Genomic DNA, 17693 nt, shown 5'->3' on the forward strand with positions numbered 1-17693 from the left:
TTTTTGAAAATAAAAAAGGATAAGCAAGAACGCTGTCGAATATTATCAAATGAAAAATAATAAAGGCGGTGGTACCTATTGTTAGCGCGATAGAAATCTTAGCAAATCGAATTATTGCAGATGCGGCACGAAACCAGGCAACAGACATTCACATTATCCCAAGGAAGAATGACACACTCATTCAAATACGTTTAACCAACAATCTCATTCCCCGACTATCCCTTCCAAAAGATGAATGCGACAGATTAATCTCACATTTTAAATTCACAGCCAATATGGATATCGGCGAAAGAAGACGGCCTCAAAGCGGAGCATTTTTTTGTGAGGTTGACGGACAATTAATGGGCTTAAGACTATCCACCCTTCCTTCGAATAACAGAGAGAGCCTCGTCATCCGGCTGCTGCCTCAGCAAGAACAAATTCCTTTTCACCAACTATCACTATTCCCGTCAATGACACGAAAACTACTCGCCCTTCTCAAACATGCTCATGGACTAATCATTTTCACCGGGCCGACTGGCAGCGGCAAAACAACTACCCTTTATTCCCTTTTAAATGAAACAGCCCACCTATTTCACCGAAATGTCATCACACTCGAAGATCCCATTGAAAAAAACTATGACTCCGTCCTGCAAATACAAGTCAATGAAAAGGCAGGCGTAACATATGCATCTGGTCTAAAGGCTATTCTTCGTCATGACCCTGATATTATTATGGTTGGTGAAATCCGCGATGCTGAGACGGCGAAAATTGCGGTAAGAGCTGCCTTAACAGGCCATCTCGTCCTTTCCACGATGCATACTCGGGATGCGAAGGGAGCGGTTTATCGCCTGCGAGAGTTTGGTGTGAATTGGTTAGAAGTTGAACAGACGCTGATTGCCATAACAGCACAAAGATTAGTTGAACTCTCCTGCCCTTTTTGTGAAGGGGACTGCACTCCTATTTGCTATTCATATGGCAGATGGAAACGTGCAAGTGTGTTTGAACTATTATCAGGGAGAAATTTACACGGTGTAATGAAGGCCGCCCAAGGCGATAAAATAAATACTCGTTACCGCACCTTAAAAGATGTAATAAACAAAGGGATTGCCCTTGGTTATATTCAAGAATCTGAATACGATCGATTGGTGTATGATGATGAATCGTCATAAATGGACAGTGAACGAACAGGCGAATTTCTTGAGAAGAATTGGTGAACTTTTGGCAAGAGGATATCCAATTGCACTTGCAATTGAGTCCATAGCATTACAATTACCCTCAAAACGAAACGAGGAACTTAAAGATTGTTTAGAAGAATTGAAAAAAGGTCAACCATTTCATGTTGCTTTAAACAATATGGGCTTCCAAAAGGACTTAATCGGTTATGTTTATTTTGCCGAACAACATGGCTGCTTTACGGATGCTCTGCTGGAGGGAAGTGAACTTGCATTACTTAAGGATAAAGATTTACACAAGCTTCTAAAACTGCTTCAGTATCCTGCAGTGCTTATCATCATTACAGGATTTCTTTTTATTTTTGTAGAAAATACATTACTGCCAAGGTTCACAAGTCTTTTTTCGTCCCTTGGTCTAGAAGCAAATTTTTTCATGAATGTCATATACACTTTTGATCGTTATTTTCCAATTGTGATCAGCATCTTGCTTTTTATTCTACTTTTGGGAGCAATTTATTACTTGCTTATATTTCGAAAGCTCACCATCCTAAAACAAAGGGTACATCTAGTCCGCATCCCTATTGTTGGCAGAATCCTCAAATTACTTTTTACACACTACTTTTCCATTCAACTAAGCTTCTTACTTTCCGGTGGGTTATCCGTTTCCGAAGCACTATTACTCTTTGAACAGAATCTCAGACATCCTTTTTACAGCCACTTAGCTACTGCAATTAAAAGCAAGCTTATTACCGGAGAAAGATTGGAGTCAATTTTAGCAACGATGTTATTCTTCGAAAAAGAATTTCCGATGATTGTAAAACATGGCCAAGAAAACGGAAAGTTGGAGCAGGAGTTGCTATTTTTCAGTAGGCACTGTATCAAAATCATGGAAGAAATGATTCAAAAACGCTTATCAACCATTCAGCCTATTCTTTATATTATTATTGGATTCCTTGTGGTATCGATGTATTTAGCTATCCTTTTACCCATGTTTCACCTACTTGATAGTATTTAAAAAAATTGGAGGTTGTTAGAATGATGAAAAATGAAAAAGGTTTTACATTAATAGAAATGATGATTGTTATGCTAGTAATCTCAGTGCTGTTAATTATTACAATTCCTAACGTCGCCAAACATAATTCAAATATCAACAAGAAAGGTTGTGAGGCCTACGTTAAAATGGTCCAAGCTCAAGTTCAAGCATATGAAATGGATAAGAACAAGATCCCTACGATTGAAGAACTAAAAGCAGAAGGATATTTAAAGCAAGATGCTACTGGTTGTCCGAATGGTAACGAAGTTGCAATAGATGCTGAAGGTAATGTAACCTCAGTTGCAAAGGTAAACTAATCACTAATGAAAAACGATCAAAACGGCTTCACTTTAATTGAGTCCCTGTTAGTCCTTTCAATCTTCATGATTATTTCCTCAATTACAGTTTTCTCCTTAAAACCGCAGCACTCAGTCCTGGAGGATGAGGCCTTTTTAACCCAATTAAAAGCAGACCTATATTATTCACAACAATATGCTATATCTCATCAACATGAAGTATCCGTTGTTATTCTTCCAGCGCAGTATAAGTATTACATGCTATTGAGACCCGAACTGCCGCCAATCGTCATGCGTAATTATTCAAAAAATATTAATCTTGCTACAAGCACTCTACCCTTATATTTTAAATTCCTAAACGATGGAAATGTGAACCAGTTTGGTACCTTACTCATCCAAACCAATAATAAAACCTATCAAATGACCGTTTTAATCGGAAAGGGACGGTTTTATGTTAAGTAGTTCTAAAGGCTATTTTCTGCTTGAGCTTCTACTTTCCTTATCAGCATTGTTTATACTTAGTTTGTTTTTACTGCCATTATTGACCGAACTAAGAGAACAATCCAGACAATTGGATTTAGAAAATAAGGCCCGACAGTTGATGTACGAAGAATTACAAGCGAATTTACTCAGTAATCGGGGAACATCGTTTTCCACTTCTATTCAAAACGGAATTGAATATCAAATCATTTGGAAAGAAAGTGAGTTGGCGGGACAAAAGGAGGTGTGTGTGAGAGTTGAAAAAAATTCGTTTCTTCCGGAAGTCGAAGTCTGTGGGCTGCTTGAATGACGGTGCCTTTACACTCATTGAAGTGCTTATTTCTTTTTCAATTTTTACAACAATTATTTTTTTTATGGCACCTTTATTCCAAATAATTCTTAGTAATAAGGATACGGAGGCAGCTTTACAGACAATGGAGTGGGATGTTTTTTCGAGCCAAATAAAAAAGGAGATCCGGCTTTCCAGCCGTGCAGAGGTGATCTCGAATCGGTTAATTCTAACAAAAGAAGCTGAAACCATCCAGTATGAAAAGTACGGAACGAACCTTAGGCGCCGTGTGAATTCAACTGGTCACGAAATACTTCTCCAAAATGTTGCACAGTATTCATTCACACTTTTAAATAATGCGGTTAAAATCGATGTAACTGACCTATGGGGAAGAAAATATTCTGTTACTGCATTCTCAATGGGGAATTGGCTGAATGTTCCATGATAAATAATGAGAGAGGCTTTACCTATCCACTTACCTTATGCCTTCTAATCATTTTTTTATTATTTCTTTCGAGCCGAATTGAAGTTTTGTTATCCGAAAGAAAAATTGCACACGAAACAAATTCAATCATGCTCGAGGAGTATTATTTCCTCTCGTCAGTAAAAAAAGTTGAAGCAACTTATCAAAAGACTGGCACCTTGCCTGCCAAAGGCACGATTACGTTTGTAAAGGGAACCATAGATTACCAAACCGAAACACCAATTGGGTATATTCAAAAGGTCAATTTCACATTGCACCTCAATACGGATGGTATAACAACTTACGGAAGGGGATATTTTGATTCACGAACCAAACGATTATCCAAATGGCTTGAATTGAATTAATTAAATATGGGCATACTTGTTCATGAAAATTAAAGGCAGGTGTGTGTCCATGAAAACTAATGACTATGTAAAATACATGACTCAAACGATTGTAAAATATGCAGATCAGCCGAAGGATGAAAGGAAACGTCTGCGTATCGAACGAAAAGAAACAAAAGCTTCTTTCTGGTATCGTTGGTTCGGTATTCTTCCTTACATCCTCTATTTTGAAGTTAAAAAGAGACGAAGAATGTAACTCCTCTAATTCTTTATTTCTCCAAAATAATTATATTTTTACTGTTGACAAATGTTTTATTACCGAAATTTGTTGTCTTTTTAATATATTGTTACAATATAAAGTCGCTAAATGTGAACATTTTCTAAACATACTGTGTTAACATTGTTAACCTCATTCCCATGTTTAAAGGGCTGTATTATAATGGAATAAATTATGGGGGTCCGAGGTGAACAATGATGGAACAAACATTAAAGATAACAAACGTTTTATCAGATCCAACACGGTACTATATTTATCAATACATTACCAAACGTCATCAAGAAGTAACAGTACAAGAAGTGGCAGAAAATTTTAATATTCATCCAAATGTTGCACGATTGCATTTATCAAAACTTGAAGATGTAAATATGTTAGTGTCTGAAACAAAGAAAACTGGTAAAGGCGGCAGACCGAGTAGACTGTATCGCCTATCAGATGATGTAATACAGTTGCATTTTCCATTTCGTGACTACATGCTCTTATCTAAAGTCGCAATCCAAACCATGATTTCACTTGGAGAAGCTGGAAGAAAAGCACTTTTCCTTACTGGAAAACGTTTTGGTACAGAGCTGATTGAACAAGAAAAGGCAAAAAGAGCGTTTGGAGATGAATTAGAATTTGACCAAAAGCTCACAATATTAAAAAGCGCTGCAACTCTTGCTGGTTTTTATCCTGAATTTGAAGCAAATGGCGATAAAACAAAAATATATTTCCAAATTTTCAATTGTCCATTCAAAGAAGTGGCAGAAGATCATTCGGAAACAGTTTGTAGTATGCACCATGAATTCTTGAAAGGGATGTTTGGAGCACTTTTTGAATCAGTTGAGTTAATTGAAAAAGATAATATTATTTCTGGATGTGAAACTTGTTCATATCAAGCGCTTGTAACAAACTAATTCGAAACCATTATTTACATTGTACCTCCTTTTACTTTATAATATTGTAATGATGGGATCGCAGGGTAAAAGGAGGGATACATATGGATCGCATGTTCAGAGTTTGTGGTTTCTGGACGGGCATTTTTACAGTAATGTTTTATCTAGGCGATATGGATAAGACGGCAATGTTATTCTTAGCCCAAACAGGTTTTTTCGTTCTGCTTAGCTATCTAAAACTATCCGAGCGCATGTATTTGTGGGTATTCGGAGCATATTTAACAGTTTTCTTCGCAGGCTTCACTTATTGGACAACGTTCATGATGGTGCCTGGTGCAGGACATTAAGTAACAATTAGAAATAAACGCCGGAAAACTCCGGCGTTTTTTCTTTATTCGATGAAGATATCACTCAATTTTAATTTAACCCCTTTTTGCTGAATAACCACATGAAAATAGGAACTCATCCCTGAGGGCATAATCAAACTGCGAATCGCCCGATTCCGTTTGCTTACCTCCGAAAAGGGATTGGGGTCATAATGGTTAGCTAATTCTTTCAGAATACCTGCCTTTAATAAAAACTCATCCTGCCGTTGCTTTGAAATAAGTTCTAAGTTTTCCTGTTCACCTTTTTGAATAAGATAATCAAAATGGATATGTGTTGTGATATCTATTTCGCCAGGATTTTGCAAGATATCATCAATCATCTGATGCTGATAATAACCTCTCAAACTCCCCTTTACCCTTATAGGGTCCATCCACTCTTCATTTGTATAACCATAATCAGCTGTTACTACAATCCCTTTTAACAATGCACGGGAAATTTCCTTTATCATCTCCACCATGGCTAACGGGACCTCCAACCGCTGCTTTTCCTTTAATTCAATTTGGCTTTCCTTTAAAAACATTTTGATATCAGAATTGGTTAAAGGAACCTTTTGCTCATACAGTTGATTATTTCGAACGCCTATCATTACTTCATGAAGTTCCCCGTTTTTTTTTTCAATGACATGAACAGGTAATGCATCAAAGAGTTCGTTAGAAAAAATCATTCCTTCAAATGACGTAACTTCGTTAATGCTCTCTACTTGGACAATGGGAAAATCGGCCATTAACAATTCTTGTTGCAGTTTCCGGTGATAAGGACTGCTTTCAACAATTATATAGGTTAATGGGGTTTGAATCGTTTCCTTCCATTCCTGTAAAAATGCTTTGGCAAAACGTCCATTTCCAGCTCCTATTTCACAAAAAACAGGGTCAATTTGTGCCCTCTTACATACTTGAGAAAACCACTTTGCCATCATACTTCCGTATATATCTGAAATATTACTTGTTGTTATGAAGTCTCCTTGCCGCCCAATTTTTTGTTTTTCCCTCATATAATAGCCAAATTCAGGATGATACAATGCTGCACCAATGTATTTTTCGTAGGTGATCAAATCATTGGGTGAGTTTGAAAATAATGTTCTAAAAAATGTGTTCATACATGCTCCTTTTCAAATAAACACTATTGACACAGTGAAAACTTTATAATATTGTAAGATTAGTAGCTTAAACTTTATCCCCTCCCATATTAGAATAGAATATCCCCCAGAAAAACCCTTCTCATTTCGGAGAAGGGTTTTTCTATATTGTCTCCCCTCGTTGCTAAAATCCATTCAAAAACGGATTACTATCCATTTCTGCACCAATGGTTGTCACAGGACCATGACCAGATAATACATACGTTTCCTCAGGTAATACAAGCAGCTTATCGTGTATACTTTTTAATAACTGTGATGCGTTCCCTTCCCTTAGATCTGTGCGGCCAATGCTGCCTTGAAAAAGGGCATCACCAGAGATAACAAATCCCTGCTCTTCAAAATAACAAGAGATACTTCCTGGTGAATGACCAGGGGTATGAAAAATGCTAAATTCAAAATCACCAATTTTCATACCTCCCTCATTTTTAATGATCTGATCAGCAGGATTGACTCTTAATGAATCCTGAATCATAAAGAATTGTGAACCATTTAGTGCGGGGTCACCAAGCCAGTTTTCTTCCTTTTTGTGAAGATAGACTGGAATTTTATAAAAGTTCCTTACTTCATCGACACCCCCGATATGATCAAAATGTGCATGAGTTAGAATAATGGCAAGAGGTTTCAGTTTTCTATTATTCAACAATTGAATGAGCTTTTTCCCTTCACTGCCGGGATCAAAAATTAAACATGATCGGTCTGAATTTTCTACGATGTAACAGTTAGTTTGAAGTGCTCCCAATGGGATTTGCTGCCATTTCATAATTACGTACCTCCAATTGAATTTGCGATATTATTATTTTACACTATGTATTAAGAAGAGAGAAAGAATACAAATTCACGTGAGTTCTTTTTTGCTCTCGACAAATGAAAGAAAAAAATATAAAATAAGAATCGAATGTAAATAATATAGGTACATAATTTTTTTAAATTTGTTTTGATGTATGCCTGCTTATAATAATAAAAGGGGGGTTTTCCATGGGATTAGTAATTATTTTTGCTCTTGTAACCATTCTTGCTGCTTTCGGTGGATTTTCAGCACTAAAGAAAAAAAATTTCTTAGGTGCATTTTGGGGTGTAGCATCATTTGTGGTTTTCGGCTGGTTTACAGTCATGACCATCATCAATTCTGGATTTCCAACAGGAACTCACTAAGAGTTTTAAAAGACTGCCAACCGGCAGTCTTTTTATTTTGAATGGATTGGAGTGTCCAGCTACACCCATATATTAATCCTCATTTAAAAGGTTGGTTACCCTCTCTACTTTATATTCCATACTCCGCTGAACATCTCTTCTGTCATCAATACGAATCGTTGTAGCGACCCTCTGGATACCTTCAGAAAAGGGTACCTCGTGCATTTCTTGGATAACTTCAAATAAAACGGAAAGTTCACCTTCGATAATCGTATTCATGGGTGTTAATTGAAAACGTATTTTCCCTTCCTCTTGATTTTTTCTCAAAACCTTTTGAATACTTGCTACATATTTACTAACACTAGGAGTTTCTGTTCCAATTGGAATTACTGTTACATCTACTATAGCCATGACTGAATACCTTCCTCTTTAAGTTTTTGATTCAACGTGATTTTATCATAACAGAAGATAAAATAAAAAAATGACACTGTCCATACTCGTGTCATTCCTTTATCAATTCATATAATTTCTTTCCATTCAGATCGATAATTTTTTCATATCGATTCCCATACAAGAGAGCATCACCAGTTGGTGAAAGTATCATTGGCTCGTTTTCTAAACCATTCATGATTAGGTTGCTGCGCCCATTCTTAAGATTATAAGTTAGAAGTTGGAAACCCTCTGAATAAGTATCCGATTCTCCACCTGATAGAGGCCTTAAGGTAATAAATTGGCTTTTTTCTTCATTATAGTCATAAAAAGGAACTAACCAATCAGTATACTTTGTTAACTGGGGCATAGAAAAAGTAAATAGTTTACGTAATTTGTTATCAAAAAATGAGTAACTAGACATGGATTGGTTTTGTTCATTTTTGGTGATTGTCATTAGTAAGTCAGGATAGGCAGAAAAATTTATAACTGATGGAAACAAATTTTTCTCGATCCCAGTTTCTAAATTTCTACCATTAAGCGGTGCTAATAAGGCTGGCTGATCTTCAATCAAATTAATCCAAGCTATCTGATTAACAGCTACCCACTTCATAAAAGGCTGAGGCACATCAAGTTCAGATGTGGTTGATTGTCCCAAGTCTAGTAAAAACACTTGAAAACTCCAATCCTCTGCAAATTTAGTTACTAAAATCTGAGATTCATTATATGGGTTCCATTCAAAGGCTAATTCATAGGATGGAAAATCCTTTTGAAGGATTACGCTCCCTTTTGTATCAATTATTGTAACCTTCCCTTCAGATGCTGATGGCGAAGCATGGATAAGGATGCTTTTTTGGGAAGGACTAATTTGTACATTGATGATGGGATATTCACTTTTATAAATTAATTCACTTTTACCTGTAAAGAGATTGTAGCGGTATATACTTGAAGATTGTTCTAGATTCGTAATATAGAGGACTTGTTTCTCAGAAAGCCAGCCGGCGAGTTTTGAAAATTCACCTTCTGGAATTGAAATCGGTAGTTTCCACTTATCTCCAGAAGTAGTGGCAACTGGAGACTTAGGCTTTGCATTTTTAACAGGCACTTTTTGTTTTACTTGCTCGTTTTGAGCGCATGCACCTAAGATGAGGATTAATAAAAATAAATAGAGGACCAGAAACATGGGATTTATATTACTATTCCTTTTCACATTAATCAATATTTCCTCCTCTCTTATTCTCTCTCATAAAATAGTACGTTTTTTGAACTGTAATGTTTCAATATTATAACAAATTTTGCGGAAAGTAATAAAGGAAAAACCGCATCAATGCGGATTTTCCTTTATAGACTATTGATTCAATTTATTTTTAATAAGCCATGCAGCACCAAGGACACCTGCATCATTTCCAAGAGTAGCCAATGCGAGTTCTGTTGAGTCACGGACTGCTGAAAAAGCAAACTTCTCAAAATTACTAATTACTGGATTTAATAAAATATCGCCTGCTTTAGAAACACCGCCACCTAAAACAATTTTTTCCGGATTTAGTGTATTGGCAATACTAGCTAACGCAAAACCTAAGTGAAAGGATACCTCATTCAATACGGTCTGAGCCAAGCGATCATTATTGCGCGCTGCATCAAAGACGTCTTTAGCTGTAATCATATTATTCTCAACCATTTTTGAGGTTAATTCACTTTGTATCCCCTTAGCAAGTTCCATTCTGGCTAAGCGTACAATTCCTGTTGCAGAAGCCACTGTTTCAAGACAACCTTTTTTCCCACAGTTACATTGTGCTCCATCAAACGGTATAGCAGTAATATGGCCTATTTCACCAGCTGCACCATTTATACCTTGAACAACTTTTCCGCCAGCAATAACACCTCCACCGACACCTGTTCCAAGTGTAACGCAAACAAGATCCTTCGCTCCATTGCCTGCACCCATCCACATTTCACCCAATGCTGCACAGTTGGCGTCATTTTCAATCGCAGCTGGGAGCGAAGTTGCTGTCTCAAGACTATTCTTTAGAGGATAATTATTGGGCCAGCCTAGATTTACAACATTTAATAGTATTCCCTTTTCATAGTTAACCGGACCGGGTGCACCCATACCAATTCCTAGTAGATGATCTTTTGTTTGTCCATGTTCCATTAGTTTTTCATCAATTGCATTTGCGATATTAGTGGTTATGTTTTTTCCTTCATTCGAATTATCTGTTGGTATTTCCCATTTATGAACGATCTCGCCATCCATTGTTATAAAAGCTAATTTAGTCGTTGTACCACCAAGGTCAACACCAACAATCCATTGTTTCGACAATAAAATCACCTATCTTATTTTTGACTTTTTTCTCTTTGAAATTGAATTTCATGCCTCAAAATTAATAAAGCGGTTTGAAATTCTCTTGGTTCTATTAGTTGTGACTGATACAATTCCTTTAATTCCATTTCCATCAATTCAAGGTCGGCAACTCTATCGCCAATATAAATTAATGTTCCAAATCTCTTTAAAAATTGTTGAATATCATAAATTGTTTTCATCCTATATCTCCTATTGATTTAATGGAGAAAAAATATTATCCAAGAAAAAGTATAACCCAACCCGTCCTCTATCCTCAAGAAAATATAATCTTAGTTTTAGAGAAACTTCAATCCTACGGCCCATTATTGGAAGATTGGAGTTGGCGATTAATCTCTTGTAGTAAATCAGCATAGTTCTGTTGATTCGGATTGAGCTTTATAGCCTGTTGTATATTTTCTTTAGCTTCTTCCAATTCTTTTTGTTCGAGGTTAATAAGTGCTAAATTAAAGAACGCCTCATCAAAACTTGGGTCAAGTTTTATTGCCTTTTCTAGATGTGTCTTTGCTTCAGAGAGCATTTCCTTCTTAATTTCTACAAAGGATAAGAGAAAATAAGTTTTCTCCGATACATTCACTGCATTTTTTTCAGATTCCTTTAAAACGTTATATGCCTTATCATAATTGTTTTGCTTTATATATTCCTGAGCCATTAACAAACTGGAGTTTTCATCATGAGATTTTCCAAATGCACTGTAACCGTATGATAAAGAACCCCACAACAGTGAGGCGGATGCCATTAAAAATAACATTTGCAGCAGTATTTTTTTCTTTTTCGGCAGGTGGACAACACCCGCGGCAAGGAATCCCCCAACCAATCCGCCTAGATGTCCAGCATTATCTATTCCGGATGCAGAGAACCCAATCATCAAATTTATTCCGAGCACAACAAGTAAATTTACTCCCATTGTTCGGAAAAATAATCTCGGATAAATAACTCCAAAATATAGTAACGCACCAAAACATCCAAAAATTGCCCCACTGGCCCCCGCTGATAAGTTCGCACTAAAGATGAAACTGGCAATGAAGCCTGTAACTCCGGCAAATAAGTAAATCACTAAAAATCGAAGACTGCCAAAAATTCTTTCTACTTCGATACCAAGAAAGTATAAAGCTAATGTATTCATGGCTAGATGAACAAAACCAATATGAAGAAAAACCGGTGTTATAAATCTCCACCATTCCCCATCCATAATCAATTGATTGACTTTTGCTCCATATTTTATCAAAGTAGAAGTATTGGTGCTCCCACCATGAACTTGAAGCCAGAAAAAAACAGCTAGCTGTATTGCAATGAATATATAAGTAAAGAATGGTTTACCACTTAATAGAATCGCTCTTTCCGTCTTTTCTTTTTTTATCGCATAATCCAATGATGCTTTCTTCATTAACTCAACATCTTCTTCTGAATAGTCTTCTTTTATAGCAAAAGAAAAATCATGCGAAAGCCTCTCTGATAAACGTCTGAACCCTTCCTCGTATTGCCCCTGTGCAATTAGAATTGAGGTAACCATGGTCTTATTTCCATCTGAATGGACAAAAGGCTTCGTGAGACGAAATTCGTACTCATCAACAGGTGGAAATTCACTGACGTAGATGTTAACAACACTCAACTCATGACGACCTATTTGTTTTCGGACTCTTTCCCCATTGCCAGCAGTAAACTCAATATCCCGCTGCATGGCACTACTCCAATCCAAATTATGATGCAGTATGCGAATGATCGGTGCTTTTTTATTTTCAAGCTTTTCGAGCCATAATTCTTTTTGATTTTCAAATAATTGAATAATACGATAACCATGACCAGATATCAATAAATTGGCCAAATTCCAAAAAATGAATCCTTCTCTATTACTCATTTCCCCCCAACTTCCTATGTAAGAATAAGCTTCAGGTAAACCTGCTTTCATTTTATTCGTCTTTTTCGCTTATCTTTCATTATAAACGAAATCTCTCGTTACAATAATTAAACAAGTTGATTATTTTTGCAGCCAACTCTCAAAATCAAAATAAAAAAACCATCTGTGGTTTTCACCATTCAGATGGTCTTCCAAACATCGTTTGCATCATTTTTTGCTTTACACCTGGAAAACTCATAACTGAGCCTACTGCAATTCTGCGCATCCAACTAGACCCGAGCAGGACATTAATAAGTCGGAATTTGTACTTATAAACCAAATACCCTATAGAGCCAATCATTAATATGGATGTTAATATGCGAGACATCATCATCCCTCCTCTATCTATTTTGTGAAGATGACGAATAAATTATCCAATAAAAATGATTAAATTCTGATTAATAGTTCTTAAAGACAGGCTCCATTGTTTTCTTTAATACATTCACGGAATTCTCGAATTTTGCTTGCTCGTCTTGATTTAAATTCAGTTCAACCACTTGTCTAACTCCGTCACGATTAACTACAGCCGGAACACCAATATAAATATCATTTTGTCCGTATTCTCCATCTAGATAAGTGGAGACAGTGAGTACTGAATTTTCATCACGGAGAATTGCTTTGGTCAATCTGACAAGGCCCATAGCAATTCCATAATAGGTTGCACCTTTCCGTTCAATGATATGGTAAGCAGCATCCCGAACATTTAGAAAGATTTGATCAAGGTCTGTTTGTTTAAAACCAGTTTTGTTTTTTGACCAATCGCTGATGGAAGTTCCAGCAATATCTGCATTACTCCACACTGGTAATTCTGTATCTCCATGTTCTCCAATTATATAGGCATGCACGTTGCGAGTGTCCACATCAAAATAATCACCCAATAAAAACCGAAATCGTGCTGTATCTAAAATCGTCCCTGAACCAATTACCCGTTCTTTTGGTAAACCTGAAAATTTCCAAACCGCATATGTTAAAATATCCACTGGATTTGTGGCCACAAGGAAAATACCGTCGAAACCACTTGCCATAATTTCGTCCACGATTCCTTTAAAAATTCTTGTATTCTTTTCTACCAAGTCTAGCCGCGTCTCCCCTGGCTTTTGGTTTGCACCTGCTGTGATCACGACAAGATCAGCCTGACCGCAATCCTGATAACTCCCAAACCATATTTTTGTTCGCGATGGAGAGAATGGTAATCCATGATTTAAATCCATTGCGTCTCCTTCTGCCTTTTCCTTATTTAAATCAATTAAAACTAGTTCTTCGGTGATCCCCTGATTTAATAGTGCAAAAGCATAGCTTGAGCCAACAAATCCAGTTCCAATAAGGGCAACTCTATTTACGCGGCGATTTACCATGACCATTCCTCCCTGTAAAAGTATGATAATAATATTATTAAAAGTTCATTTGTGATAGGCGAGTTATTTATTTAAATACGTGATGACGATTGCAAGCAGCGCAGCAATAAAGCCTGAAATAAAATTCACCATATCATTATCTACAAAGACCATCCCTTTTATTCTAGTGGTCGGCAACTGACAATGACTTTTCTTCTCCGTTTCAATACCACATTGCCTACATACATATACCTGCTGATAAAAGGCGCCAATCAACGTATCAACAACATTCCCGAGATAACCAAATAAAAAGACCAGACAAGTTAAAAATAGACCTAAATCAAAAAGCCAAAATCCAATAATCGAAATGAGTAAAGAGCCTGCAAGTGAAGCCGCACTTCCTAAAAAACTAATCGCTCCAGATGTCCCCTTTTCGACTCGCTTAAAGGTACGTATGTATAAGGGGTCATTTTTACTTAAACTGCCAATTTCCGAAGCCCATGTATCAGAATTTGCACTTGCGAGACAGACTAAAAAACCAATTAACCAAATCGTATCATGATTAAAATAATGAATGATACTGAAAAGCCCCGCAGCACCTCCATTCGCAGCAACTTGACGCCAGTCTCTTGTAGCTCCTTTAGCCAACTTTTCTTCTATTATGTACTTTGAACTACTCTTATATTTTGACCAAAAAGTTGATGAGGCAAAAAAAGCACCAAGCAGGTAAAGACCATTTATACCGAATCCTAAATAAACGGCTAGTCCACAAATACTTGCTGCCAAGGCACCCGAGCGGGTCAAGGATTTAGAGCGATAACCTGAAGCAGCTCCTAACAGGATAAAAATGAAGATAATAATGGTTTCAATCATCTTATCTTGATTACCTCATCGTTTGTAATAATTTTCGAAACAGGAATATCATGGTCCTCCACATGAAGCTGTGGGACCAGCTGCTGGGCAAAGGCAAGTGAAAGGGTTTTACCACTATAATTTTGTAAATAACGATCATAATAACCCCCTCCAAAACCCAAACGGTAGCCTTCTCGTGTATAGGCCAAACCTGGAACAATGATTAAGTCAATCCTATCAGCGCTCATTTGATTAGTTAATGCTTCAATTGGCTCGAGTAGACCATAATATACTGTTTCCAGTTGTGAAAAATCAGTAATTCTTCTAAAAGTCATTCTCTTTTCCTTGGGGTCACATTTTGGAACAACCACTTGTTTCCCTAATTCCCATGCTCTCTCAATAATTTGATAGGTATCAACTTCTGGCGATTTCGATATCGTTATTCCAATCACTTGTGCTTGCTTCCAATCTGAATCCTCATAAAGTCTGCACGCAATTTTATTTGAATAATCTTCATATAAAGGTTTTGTAAGCCTGGAAAGTTGCTCTTTCATATCTTTACGAATAGACACTTTATTATTCATCACAGCTAACCTCACCAATTATTTTTAAACAACAAAAAAAGCAGCAGGAAGCCCTACTGCTTATTTTGTTTCACGATGTGCTGTTGTACGTTTTTCTCTTGGGCAATATTTCTTAAGCTCAAGACGATCTGGATTATTACGTTTATTTTTTGTTGAAATATAGTTACGATCTCCACACTCAGTGCAAGCCAATGTAATATTCACGCGCATGTTTATTTCCCTCCAAACAATTAAGCATTTCATTCATACGACTTTTCCATAATATCATTTTTTAAAAGGAAATGCTAGTATGTTTTTTTGGATAATTATTGGATTCAATCTGTTTGCTTTATAAGGGCTTGCTCCATTGAGAGTAATTCATTTTTATTGGAACCTGTAATCGTCCAAGTATTCATTTTTCCAATCTCATGCGGACCTAACGACATTTTGATTGAAAAAATACTAGAAGCAGGCGTTTTAGCCATTGGCAGGTAATTTAGGCTCCCTTTTTGAAGAGAACTCCATATTTGGTCGGTAAAAACCTTCCATTGCTGCATGGCCGTGTATTCCTTCATTCCAACTCCATTATGTTCTCCATTAACCAAGTAAATATTATTATTTGCATGATGAAAGATTCTTTTATCTGTCGGTGATACAAAGACAAGATTATCTTGAATAACCAATGGATAGTAATGCATGGCCAAAAGCTTAATTTCTTTCTTTTCCTTGCTGTGATTACTAATAAAGACACTTGAATACCGTATTTTGGAGTGGGGTTGCTCTTGTTTCACTTTGATAATTATTTCTTCGTTATGTAAAACCTTTTCCTTACAATCTTGAAGCCAAAAGTATTTTCCGTTAACCCATAAACCGGGAATAAACTGAAGTGTTTCCTGTGGAAGTTGGAGACTAGGTTTCTTTTGTTGTAGCTGCTCAATTATATTCATCGAATTACACCTTTTTATTCATTATTTAGTGTTTCATTTGCTATATTAGAACATACACTTTTGTTTAAATGATACATACTACTATGATCCATCCATTTTGGAAGATGCTCTTCATATTGCTTCAGTTGAATTAGATCATAATTGATATCAGCTCGATTCGGTATTTCCATCATTGGAGTGTGAATGATATTGGAGCGAAACAGTGGCAAAAAATCCTTATCCGGAATATTAATCCCTAAATCTGCTACGTAGTTACGATTTGCGACTAACCCTTTAATGAACCAATGTCCATTTTGATACGGCACCTTGATTTCAAAAAAATAGTGAGCGTTTTTACCGGTAAAATCCAAATCTGTCACATCATAAATTCGAACAACTGGGTTCAGTCGATCAAAACTTAGATGAAAATAGCGTTCCATAATTGTTTGGGGGATGTTAGATACTTCCCAGAAGAGAAGCATTTTACGGGGAGTAACTAGCTTAGCAATCATTTTACTCTTAAGCGGAAGATAGTCTGTAGATGGATGGTTTGTTATATTTCTGCCATCTCCTTTTAACTTAGTAGTTTCATAAACCATTTTGTCCTCCATTTCTGCAACTGATTAATTTATGCGCAAATTTTCAAATTATTCTCAATAGATGATAATTTAATCGTACCACCAGTTGCGAACGCGCACAATAAACGCAAATTGTCGTTTTTTGGAAACTTTGAGACCTATAACTTCCCGTATAACTAAAAAAAGATAAGGCAGAAAACTCCTTATCTTTTACAAATCTATTGTCCTTTAGGCATTTAAATTAACTCGGTTTCCTGTCACGAGGTAAATAACATGTTCTGCAATATTCGTTGAATGGTCTGCGATTCTTTCGATATATCTGCAAACAAATGCCAATTGAATAATTTGGTTGGTCGCATGTGGATTTTGTGGAATATGGCCTAACAATTCTTGTATTAAAATTCCAAACATTTTATCCACTTCATCATCTTTTTCTGCACAGTTTTTTGCAACCTTAATATCCTCTGAATAAAAGGCCTTTATGGAATCAGAAACCATCTCCAAGGCCATTTCCATCATTTTTGGGATATCAATTATTTCTTTAAAATGCTTTTCATTACCTATATGCAATGTTGATTTAGCAATATTTACTGCAATATCTGCTAATCGCTCAACCTCAGAAGATACTTTTAAAGCTACATTTATTTTCCTTAGATCAGTCGCAACTGGTGATTGTCTTGCAATTAATAATAATGCCTTATCATTTATTTCGTATTCTAAATCATCGATTTCATTATCACCATCGATAACTTGCTTAGCCTTTTCCATATCCTGATTAATAAGAGCAATCATCGCTTCCTTGATTGCATGCTCCGATTTTTCAGCCATTGTTAAAAGCAAATCTTTCAACTCTTTTAAATTATTATCAAAAATTGCTCTTGTACTCATAGT

26 protein-coding genes are annotated in these 17693 nt (G+C 36.3%); 11 read left to right on the forward strand and 15 right to left on the reverse strand.

Annotated features, from left to right (window positions below):
• Positions 1–68: 68 nt before the first annotated feature.
• The 10 genes from comGA to QNH17_RS21815 all read left to right on the forward strand — a co-directional run bounded on the left by comGA (position 69) and on the right by QNH17_RS21815 (position 5558).
• Complete coding sequence (comGA, locus tag QNH17_RS21770; protein WP_283875097.1) at positions 69–1151, forward strand: competence type IV pilus ATPase ComGA; 1083 nt, start codon at positions 69–71, stop codon at positions 1149–1151.
• Positions 1138–2169 (forward strand): competence type IV pilus assembly protein ComGB, encoded by a 1032-nt coding sequence (gene comGB / locus QNH17_RS21775; protein ID WP_283875098.1) that lies wholly within the window; start codon positions 1138–1140, stop codon positions 2167–2169. Before comGA ends, comGB begins: the two co-directional genes overlap by 14 nt.
• 23 nt (positions 2170–2192) lie before the next feature.
• Positions 2193–2504 (forward strand): competence type IV pilus major pilin ComGC, encoded by a 312-nt coding sequence (comGC, locus tag QNH17_RS21780; protein ID WP_283879569.1) that lies wholly within the window; start codon positions 2193–2195, stop codon positions 2502–2504.
• A gap of 6 nt (positions 2505–2510) precedes the next feature.
• The gene (gene comGD, locus QNH17_RS21785; protein WP_283875099.1) at positions 2511–2945 is read left to right on the forward strand and encodes a competence type IV pilus minor pilin ComGD; all 435 of its coding nucleotides are present in this window, start codon (positions 2511–2513) and stop codon (positions 2943–2945) included.
• Complete coding sequence (locus QNH17_RS21790; RefSeq protein WP_283875100.1) at positions 2935–3273, forward strand: hypothetical protein; 339 nt, start codon at positions 2935–2937, stop codon at positions 3271–3273. Before comGD ends, QNH17_RS21790 begins: the two co-directional genes overlap by 11 nt.
• Positions 3221–3697, forward strand: coding sequence for a competence type IV pilus minor pilin ComGF (gene comGF / locus QNH17_RS21795; protein WP_283875101.1), 477 nt, complete (start codon positions 3221–3223; stop codon positions 3695–3697). The genes QNH17_RS21790 and comGF overlap by 53 nt, the downstream gene beginning before the upstream one ends.
• Positions 3694–4080: a competence type IV pilus minor pilin ComGG gene (gene comGG / locus QNH17_RS21800; protein WP_283875102.1), complete on the forward strand. Its 387-nt coding sequence runs from the start codon at positions 3694–3696 to the stop codon at positions 4078–4080. The genes comGF and comGG overlap by 4 nt, the downstream gene beginning before the upstream one ends.
• 49 nt (positions 4081–4129) lie before the next feature.
• Positions 4130–4315 (forward strand): YqzE family protein, encoded by a 186-nt coding sequence (locus QNH17_RS21805; RefSeq protein WP_283875103.1) that lies wholly within the window; start codon positions 4130–4132, stop codon positions 4313–4315.
• A gap of 218 nt (positions 4316–4533) precedes the next feature.
• Positions 4534–5232 (forward strand): helix-turn-helix transcriptional regulator, encoded by a 699-nt coding sequence (locus QNH17_RS21810; protein ID WP_283879570.1) that lies wholly within the window; start codon positions 4534–4536, stop codon positions 5230–5232.
• Between the two features lie 83 nt (positions 5233–5315).
• Complete coding sequence (locus tag QNH17_RS21815) at positions 5316–5558, forward strand: DUF2626 domain-containing protein (protein WP_088088969.1); 243 nt, start codon at positions 5316–5318, stop codon at positions 5556–5558.
• A gap of 44 nt (positions 5559–5602) precedes the next feature.
• Here the strand turns inward: QNH17_RS21815 and QNH17_RS21820 are convergent, their stop codons facing one another.
• Positions 5603–6694 (reverse strand): class I SAM-dependent methyltransferase, encoded by a 1092-nt coding sequence (locus QNH17_RS21820; protein ID WP_283875104.1) that lies wholly within the window; start codon positions 6692–6694, stop codon positions 5603–5605.
• Positions 6695–6857: 163 nt separating this feature from the next.
• The gene (locus QNH17_RS21825) at positions 6858–7493 is read right to left on the reverse strand and encodes an MBL fold metallo-hydrolase (RefSeq protein WP_283875105.1); all 636 of its coding nucleotides are present in this window, start codon (positions 7491–7493) and stop codon (positions 6858–6860) included.
• 215 nt (positions 7494–7708) lie between these two features.
• Between QNH17_RS21825 and QNH17_RS21830 the strand changes: the two genes are divergently transcribed.
• On the forward strand, positions 7709–7885 hold the full coding sequence (locus QNH17_RS21830) for a DUF2759 domain-containing protein (protein ID WP_283875106.1): 177 nt from the start codon (positions 7709–7711) through the stop codon (positions 7883–7885).
• 72 nt (positions 7886–7957) lie between these two features.
• Here the strand turns inward: QNH17_RS21830 and QNH17_RS21835 are convergent, their stop codons facing one another.
• The 13 genes from QNH17_RS21835 to phoU all read right to left on the reverse strand — a co-directional run bounded on the left by QNH17_RS21835 (position 7958) and on the right by phoU (position 17690).
• Entirely contained in the window at positions 7958–8275 is a 318-nt protein-coding gene (locus tag QNH17_RS21835; RefSeq protein WP_283875107.1) for an MTH1187 family thiamine-binding protein, read from the reverse strand.
• Between the two features lie 91 nt (positions 8276–8366).
• Entirely contained in the window at positions 8367–9503 is a 1137-nt protein-coding gene (locus QNH17_RS21840) for a YqgU-like beta propeller domain-containing protein (protein WP_349632593.1), read from the reverse strand.
• Positions 9504–9641: 138 nt separating this feature from the next.
• Positions 9642–10613 carry an ROK family glucokinase gene (locus QNH17_RS21845; protein ID WP_283875109.1) on the reverse strand — a complete coding sequence of 324 codons (972 nt, stop codon included), beginning with the start codon at positions 10611–10613 and terminating at the stop codon, positions 9642–9644.
• A 14-nt stretch (positions 10614–10627) separates the two neighbouring features.
• A complete protein-coding gene (locus tag QNH17_RS21850; protein ID WP_283875110.1) occupies positions 10628–10834 on the reverse strand; it encodes a YqgQ family protein in 207 nt (68 codons plus the stop codon).
• Positions 10835–10947: 113 nt separating this feature from the next.
• Entirely contained in the window at positions 10948–12510 is a 1563-nt protein-coding gene (locus tag QNH17_RS21855) for a rhomboid family intramembrane serine protease (protein WP_283875111.1), read from the reverse strand.
• Between the two features lie 172 nt (positions 12511–12682).
• On the reverse strand, positions 12683–12877 hold the full coding sequence (locus QNH17_RS21860; protein WP_283875112.1) for a hypothetical protein: 195 nt from the start codon (positions 12875–12877) through the stop codon (positions 12683–12685).
• A 70-nt stretch (positions 12878–12947) separates the two neighbouring features.
• Positions 12948–13904 (reverse strand): L-lactate dehydrogenase, encoded by a 957-nt coding sequence (locus QNH17_RS21865; protein ID WP_283875113.1) that lies wholly within the window; start codon positions 13902–13904, stop codon positions 12948–12950.
• A 63-nt stretch (positions 13905–13967) separates the two neighbouring features.
• Positions 13968–14756 (reverse strand): DUF92 domain-containing protein, encoded by a 789-nt coding sequence (locus QNH17_RS21870; RefSeq protein WP_283875114.1) that lies wholly within the window; start codon positions 14754–14756, stop codon positions 13968–13970.
• Positions 14753–15319 (reverse strand): 5-formyltetrahydrofolate cyclo-ligase, encoded by a 567-nt coding sequence (locus tag QNH17_RS21875; RefSeq protein WP_283875115.1) that lies wholly within the window; start codon positions 15317–15319, stop codon positions 14753–14755. The genes QNH17_RS21870 and QNH17_RS21875 overlap by 4 nt, the downstream gene beginning before the upstream one ends.
• A 60-nt stretch (positions 15320–15379) precedes the next feature.
• Positions 15380–15529, reverse strand: a complete 150-nt coding sequence (gene rpmG / locus QNH17_RS21880) for a 50S ribosomal protein L33 (protein ID WP_015594975.1) — start codon at positions 15527–15529, stop codon at positions 15380–15382.
• 104 nt (positions 15530–15633) lie between these two features.
• Positions 15634–16245 carry a hypothetical protein gene (locus tag QNH17_RS21885; protein WP_283875116.1) on the reverse strand — a complete coding sequence of 204 codons (612 nt, stop codon included), beginning with the start codon at positions 16243–16245 and terminating at the stop codon, positions 15634–15636.
• Positions 16246–16259: 14 nt separating this feature from the next.
• Positions 16260–16823, reverse strand: a complete 564-nt coding sequence (locus tag QNH17_RS21890; RefSeq protein WP_283875117.1) for a DUF4912 domain-containing protein — start codon at positions 16821–16823, stop codon at positions 16260–16262.
• Between the two features lie 207 nt (positions 16824–17030).
• Complete coding sequence (gene phoU / locus QNH17_RS21895; RefSeq protein ID WP_283875118.1) at positions 17031–17690, reverse strand: phosphate signaling complex protein PhoU; 660 nt, start codon at positions 17688–17690, stop codon at positions 17031–17033.
• Between the last annotated feature and the right edge of the window lie 3 nt (positions 17691–17693).

The organism is Neobacillus sp. SuZ13 (assembly GCF_030123365.1).
GTDB lineage: Bacteria > Bacillota > Bacilli > Bacillales > Cytobacillaceae > Neobacillus.

Bases quoted from the DNA above. Each gene is read 5' to 3' on its own strand.
- comGB (WP_283875098.1), top strand. From the start codon at position 1,138: ATGAATCGTCATAAATGGACAGTGAACGAACAGGCGAATTTCTTGAGA.
- comGC (WP_283879569.1), top strand. From the start codon at position 2,193: ATGAAAAATGAAAAAGGTTTTACATTAATAGAAATGATGATTGTTATG.
- comGD (WP_283875099.1), top strand. From the start codon at position 2,511: ATGAAAAACGATCAAAACGGCTTCACTTTAATTGAGTCCCTGTTAGTC.
- QNH17_RS21790 (WP_283875100.1), top strand. From the start codon at position 2,935: ATGTTAAGTAGTTCTAAAGGCTATTTTCTGCTTGAGCTTCTACTTTCC.
- comGG (WP_283875102.1), top strand. From the start codon at position 3,694: ATGATAAATAATGAGAGAGGCTTTACCTATCCACTTACCTTATGCCTT.
- QNH17_RS21805 (WP_283875103.1), top strand. From the start codon at position 4,130: ATGAAAACTAATGACTATGTAAAATACATGACTCAAACGATTGTAAAA.
- QNH17_RS21810 (WP_283879570.1), top strand. From the start codon at position 4,534: ATGGAACAAACATTAAAGATAACAAACGTTTTATCAGATCCAACACGG.
- QNH17_RS21815 (WP_088088969.1), top strand. From the start codon at position 5,316: ATGGATCGCATGTTCAGAGTTTGTGGTTTCTGGACGGGCATTTTTACA.
- QNH17_RS21820 (WP_283875104.1), bottom strand. From the start codon at position 6,694: ATGAACACATTTTTTAGAACATTATTTTCAAACTCACCCAATGATTTG.
- QNH17_RS21825 (WP_283875105.1), bottom strand. From the start codon at position 7,493: ATGAAATGGCAGCAAATCCCATTGGGAGCACTTCAAACTAACTGTTAC.
- QNH17_RS21830 (WP_283875106.1), top strand. From the start codon at position 7,709: ATGGGATTAGTAATTATTTTTGCTCTTGTAACCATTCTTGCTGCTTTC.
- QNH17_RS21835 (WP_283875107.1), bottom strand. From the start codon at position 8,275: ATGGCTATAGTAGATGTAACAGTAATTCCAATTGGAACAGAAACTCCT.
- QNH17_RS21850 (WP_283875110.1), bottom strand. From the start codon at position 10,834: ATGAAAACAATTTATGATATTCAACAATTTTTAAAGAGATTTGGAACA.
- QNH17_RS21855 (WP_283875111.1), bottom strand. From the start codon at position 12,510: ATGAGTAATAGAGAAGGATTCATTTTTTGGAATTTGGCCAATTTATTG.
- QNH17_RS21860 (WP_283875112.1), bottom strand. From the start codon at position 12,877: ATGTCTCGCATATTAACATCCATATTAATGATTGGCTCTATAGGGTAT.
- QNH17_RS21865 (WP_283875113.1), bottom strand. From the start codon at position 13,904: ATGGTAAATCGCCGCGTAAATAGAGTTGCCCTTATTGGAACTGGATTT.
- QNH17_RS21870 (WP_283875114.1), bottom strand. From the start codon at position 14,756: ATGATTGAAACCATTATTATCTTCATTTTTATCCTGTTAGGAGCTGCT.
- QNH17_RS21875 (WP_283875115.1), bottom strand. From the start codon at position 15,319: ATGAATAATAAAGTGTCTATTCGTAAAGATATGAAAGAGCAACTTTCC.
- rpmG (WP_015594975.1), bottom strand. From the start codon at position 15,529: ATGCGCGTGAATATTACATTGGCTTGCACTGAGTGTGGAGATCGTAAC.
- QNH17_RS21885 (WP_283875116.1), bottom strand. From the start codon at position 16,245: ATGAATATAATTGAGCAGCTACAACAAAAGAAACCTAGTCTCCAACTT.
- QNH17_RS21890 (WP_283875117.1), bottom strand. From the start codon at position 16,823: ATGGTTTATGAAACTACTAAGTTAAAAGGAGATGGCAGAAATATAACA.
- phoU (WP_283875118.1), bottom strand. From the start codon at position 17,690: ATGAGTACAAGAGCAATTTTTGATAATAATTTAAAAGAGTTGAAAGAT.